Below are 4,521 nucleotides of genomic sequence, written 5' to 3'. Positions count from 1 at the left end.
AGATAACAAAACACCTCTATTAAGAGCTTTAAACGCTATTGATGCAGCTGCAATTGATGTAGCTAAATATTTTGATAAAAATGTAAAACGTGTTACACCAACATTAGGTTGGGAACAAGAATATTTCTTAGTGGATTCAGCTTTAGCTAATTCTCGTCCCGATTTATTAGCTACAGGTCGTACTTTATTAGGACATACTGCTGCTAAAGGACAACAATTAGACGATCATTATTTTGGTTCGATTCCTACTCGCGTATTAACGTATATGCGTGATTTAGAAAACGAATGTATGTTATTAGGTATTCCGGTTAAAACACGTCATAACGAAGTGGCACCTAACCAATTTGAATTAGCGCCTATTTTTGAAGAAATCAACTTAGCGGTTGATCACAATTCTTTATTAATGGATGTAATGCAGAAAGTAGGAGAGCGTCATGATTTTAAAGTGTTATTTCATGAAAAACCATTCAAAGGAGTAAACGGTTCAGGAAAACATAACAACTGGTCATTAGCTACCGATACAGGTATCAATTTATTGAGTCCGGGTAAAACCCCAATGAGCAACTTACAATTTTTAACGTTTTTCATCAATACGATTAAAGCGGTTCACGATTACGAAGAATTGTTAAGAGCGTCTATCGCTTCAGCAAGTAACGATCATCGTTTAGGAGCAAACGAAGCGCCACCTGCTATTATTTCGGTATTCATTGGTCAACAATTGACTAAAGTTTTAGCTGAATTAGAAGGGGTATCTAACGGAAAATTATCACCAGAAGAAAAAACCGATTTAAAATTAAACGTAGTAGGTAAATTGCCAGACGTTTTATTAGACAATACCGACAGAAACAGAACTTCGCCATTTGCTTTCACCGGAAACAAATTTGAGTTCAGAGCCGTGGGTTCTTCTGCAAACTGTGCCGTTTCAATGACAACGTTAAACACGATTGTGGCAAAACAATTGAAAGATTTCAAAAAAGAAGTGGACACGTTAATTGAGAAAAAAGATTTAAAGAAAGACGAGGCTATTTTCAATGTCTTGAGAGAATACATCAAACAAACTAAAGCGATTCTTTTTGAAGGCGACGGATACAGCGAAGCATGGGAAAAAGAAGCTAAAAAACGCGGACTAAGCAACCACAAAACAACACCTGAAGCCTTAAAAGCAAAAGTGTCTAAAAAAGCGATTGAATTGTTTGGCGAAATGGGCGTAATGAACCACGTTGAGGTTGAATCTCGCTATGAAATTGAACTAGAAGAATATGTGAAAAAAATTCAAATTGAAGGTAGAGTTTTAGGCGATATTGCCCGTAATCATGTGGTTCCAACAGCGATTCGTTATCAAAATGTATTGATTGAAAACGTAAAAGGATTGAAAGAAATCTTTGGTGCTTCATTTGAAAAAATTGCTAAAGAGCAAATAGCTTTAATCAAAGAAATTTCGGAACACATTGAAGGTATTAATACCAAAGTGGAAGCCATGACTGAAGAACGTAAAAAAGCAAACGCTTTAACGAATACCGAGAAAATGGCAGCTGCGTATTGTGATAAAGTAAAACCATACTTTGAAGAAATTCGTTACCATGCTGATAAATTAGAATTGTTAGTAGATGACGAGTTATGGACTTTAACAAAATACAGAGAATTGTTATTCACGAAGTAATAAAAATAGAAATCCCAATCGTTTGATTGGGATTTTTTTTGATGTTACGAAATGGTATCAGATAGTTTTATTTTTAACTTTATTGTTTGCTTCCAGTCCAATTTCCATTATAACCTAAATTTGTGTTTGTCCAAGTTCCGCTGGCATTATTTCCTCTTAATTCTCCAATAAAACTTCCGCCAACAGATGTTGTTCCAAGTGTAGCTGTTAAAGTTCCGTTTTCAGATACATTTCCATTTATATTATAAGTGTCTGAAAAGACATTTGATACGGCTGTTCCGCTAACAACTCCATTTGAATTTATGTTAACAGTCCAAGTTCCGTTATCATTAATTCCAGTAAATTGTCCGCTCCAATTACCTTCAAAACCTGAATTATTAGAATTTTCACTATCACTGGAACAAGAAAAAGTTAAAATTGTAAGAAATAGAATGGGTAATAAAATTAGTTTTTTCATTTTGTTGAATGTTAAGTTTATATTTTATTATCAAAAAGGTGTTAAAAATCACTGAATTACAAAACTTATAAAATAAGAGGGAATTAGCGCATTTTTTATCAAATATATAAAAAATATTCCTCTAAGCTAATCAATGCCAAAAAATCACTATTTTCGATAGACCAAATTCTACCAATATGAAAAACCTATTATTCCTGTTGTTGTTCATTGGCTCTATTGCTTGTGGGCAAACGAAATTCACTGTTTATTTTGATACCGATTCGTACCAATTAAAAACAAGCGAATTGACTCGTTTTGATGATTTTTTCAGGAACAAAAACGTCAAGTTTATCAAACTAGTTGGTTACTGCGATGCCAGAGCCTCAAATGTCTACAATGATAGTTTGTCTTTAAGAAGAACGGAATTTCTTTATCAATTAATTGATAAAACAACCAATCAAAAAGTAACTGAAATGGTCGGTCAAGGCGAAAATTTTCAGCAAGATCCTACTTTGGCTTTAAATCGAAAAGTGGATATTTTTTACACTGAAATCCCTTCAGAAGAGCCAGTAAAGGTTACTCCAGCAAGTTTAAATAGTCAGGTTTCAAATGCTAAAGTAGGCGATAAGCTCATTCTAAAAAACCTTTATTTTTATAATCGTTCAGGAATTTTACGCCCCGAATCTAAACCAGTTGTTGAAGAATTACTGGCTATTATGCGCGCCAATCCAAAACTAAAAATCGAAATTCAGGGACATATTTGTTGCCAACTAGGAGCCGATGAAGAAGATACGGCAAAAACAAGAGCAATTACGGTATATAATTACTTGATAGACAATCAAATTAACAAATCCCGATTGAGTTATACTAGTTTTGGCAGTTCAAAACCAATTCATCCTATTCCTGAAAAAACGGAAGACGAGCGCAACGCAAACCGTCGAGTTGAAATTCAAATTATTGAAAATTAACTTTGGCATACTTTTGTATGTAGTATATTTGTTGTTATTTCGTAAAAAAGAAAGAATGAAGTTTGTATTTTCAATACTATTGTTTGGTTTCGGGTTTGGCGCTTTTTCGCAAGAACAAGTTGCTTTCTATTTTGATACCAATAAATTTGAATTGAATGCTTCTGAATCATCCAAAATTCAACAATGGATTGCAGAAAATAAAACGTCGAAAATTTTGTCCATCACTGGTTCAACTGACGAAGTAGGGAGTTTAGGTTATAATGATACGTTATCGCAAAAACGAGTATTGCATATTTTTAATCTAGTCAAAGGAACCATAAACATTAGACCCGATTTTAAAAGTATTTCTTTGGGCGAAAAAGGCGCAACTTCAGTCAATAAAGCAGAAAATAGAAAAGCCATCATTCATTTTTTACAAGAAAAAGATTTGGCTAAGGAAAATGAAATTTTAGGAATAAAAGATACCATTGAAGTAATAATTCCTGAAAATGCAACGTTAGCAGAAAAAATAAAGTTGGCAAAAGTAGGAACCAAAATAGTGTTGAAGAACATAAATTTTTATCAAAACACTTTTGCTACCGTTCCAGAATCGCAAGGAGCATTGTATGATTTGCTTTTTGTAATGCAAAAAAATGAAAGTTTAAGAATTGAAATTCAAGGACACATTTGTTGTATTGATAAAGATCATCGAAATTTATCTACCGATAGAGCAAAGCAAATCAAACGTTTTTTGGTTTTTAATGGCATACCACAGCATAGAATTCAGGCGAAAGGTTTTGGCGTTGCGCAACCTATTTATCCCATACCAGAAGCTTCTGAACAACAAGCAGCAGCAAATAGAAGAGTTGAAATTGAAATTTTAAGTAAATAAAGCATGAAAAAAATAGTCTCGTTAGTAGTAGTTTTAATCCTAATGTTAAATGTAAGTTGCGATAAATGTGAAGAGGGCGATAGAGCAACTCCGGCCTCTTTTTTTGTAGCTATTATTGATGCAACAACCGATGAAAATGTGTTTGAAAACGAAACGTTTTTACCCACACAAATTGTGATTAAAGATTTGGAAGATAAGCTGGTTCCGTTTCGATTTATTCCCAATTCAAATTTGATTCAAATCTTTCCAAATACTCAAAATTTAGTTGATAACACCATTGAATTGACTTTGAATAATCCAACTACTTTAACCACAGAAGAAATAATTATCACCAACGATCTTTCGGCTAAACAGGAAGAATGTTATACCACTTACAAAGTAGAAAATATTCAAGTTCCAAATAATATATCAAATGTAGTGGATGGCATTTATGTGATAAAAATTTAAGATTTTTCTAAATTCTAAATTCAAACTTCTAAATTCTAAATTTTAAAACTATCTTTGCGGAACAACAACAACACACACAATTCATGAGTTCTGATACCAGTAAACGTTATAATTTACGAGGAGTTTCTGCTTCTAAAGA

At 33.1% G+C, this 4,521-nt stretch carries 5 protein-coding genes; 4 read left to right on the top strand and 1 reads right to left on the bottom strand.

Going from position 1 to position 4,521, the window contains the following annotated elements; translation table 11 throughout:
* A partial coding sequence (locus tag ACIQZC_RS09250) for a glutamine synthetase type III (protein WP_396138943.1) occupies positions 1-1,660 on the top strand: 1,660 nt, incomplete at its 5' end.
* A gap of 79 nt (positions 1,661-1,739) precedes the next feature.
* Here ACIQZC_RS09250 and ACIQZC_RS09245 read toward each other — a convergent pair.
* A complete protein-coding gene (locus tag ACIQZC_RS09245) occupies positions 1,740-2,117 on the bottom strand; it encodes a hypothetical protein (protein WP_396138942.1) in 378 nt (125 codons plus the stop codon).
* Between the two features lie 176 nt (positions 2,118-2,293).
* Between ACIQZC_RS09245 and ACIQZC_RS09240 the strand changes: the two genes are divergently transcribed.
* The 3 genes from ACIQZC_RS09240 to ACIQZC_RS09230 are packed head-to-tail and all read left to right on the top strand — an operon-like array spanning position 2,294 to position 4,382.
* A complete protein-coding gene (locus tag ACIQZC_RS09240) occupies positions 2,294-3,064 on the top strand; it encodes an OmpA family protein (protein ID WP_396138941.1) in 771 nt (256 codons plus the stop codon).
* A 55-nt stretch (positions 3,065-3,119) separates the two neighbouring features.
* Positions 3,120-3,935: an OmpA family protein gene (locus ACIQZC_RS09235; protein WP_396138940.1), complete on the top strand. Its 816-nt coding sequence runs from the start codon at positions 3,120-3,122 to the stop codon at positions 3,933-3,935.
* A gap of 3 nt (positions 3,936-3,938) precedes the next feature.
* Positions 3,939-4,382: a hypothetical protein gene (locus tag ACIQZC_RS09230; RefSeq protein ID WP_396138939.1), complete on the top strand. Its 444-nt coding sequence runs from the start codon at positions 3,939-3,941 to the stop codon at positions 4,380-4,382.
* Positions 4,383-4,521 lie beyond the last annotated feature (139 nt).

The organism is Flavobacterium sp. (genome assembly GCF_044338735.1).
GTDB lineage: Bacteria > Bacteroidota > Bacteroidia > Flavobacteriales > Flavobacteriaceae > Flavobacterium.
The sequence above is the reverse complement of the archived record's forward strand: the minus strand, read 5'-3'. Positions and strand labels throughout refer to the sequence as shown.